The sequence below is a fragment of the Psychromarinibacter sediminicola genome (assembly GCF_029168335.1).
Taxonomy (GTDB): Bacteria; Pseudomonadota; Alphaproteobacteria; order Rhodobacterales; family Rhodobacteraceae; genus Psychromarinibacter; species Psychromarinibacter sediminicola.
Genome location: NZ_JARGYC010000274.1, coordinates 1 through 315 on the forward strand (window position 1 = coordinate 1; position 315 = coordinate 315).

1 protein-coding gene is annotated in these 315 nt (G+C 63.5%); it reads left to right on the forward strand.

What is annotated here, in order from left to right; all coding sequences use genetic code 11:
- Positions 1–79: 79 nt before the first annotated feature.
- Positions 80–315, forward strand: a 236-nt coding sequence (locus tag P1J78_RS25325; protein WP_275570127.1) for a helix-turn-helix domain-containing protein, incomplete at its 3' end; no start/stop codon positions are given.

The window sequence follows — 315 nt, forward strand, 5'->3', positions numbered from 1 at the left end:
CTAGAGCCTCGTGCGGAAAACCAGAGTCGGGGATTCCCATAAGGAAGGGTTTGTGATTCACTATATGTGGAGGTGGATCATGGGAAGACCGCTATCACTGGATCTTCGTCGCCGGATCGTGGCCTGTGTCGAGGCGGGGCAATCCCGCCGGGCTGCAGCGGCCAAGTTCGACGTGTCACCGAGCTTCGTCGGCGAACTGATGCGTCGCTATCGCAAGACTGGGTCGCTCGAGCCGGCCCGTCAAGGGCGGCCGCCGGGCGGACGCCTGGCCCCGCTGCACCACTATCTGATCGAGACCGTCGAGGTCCGTCCGGA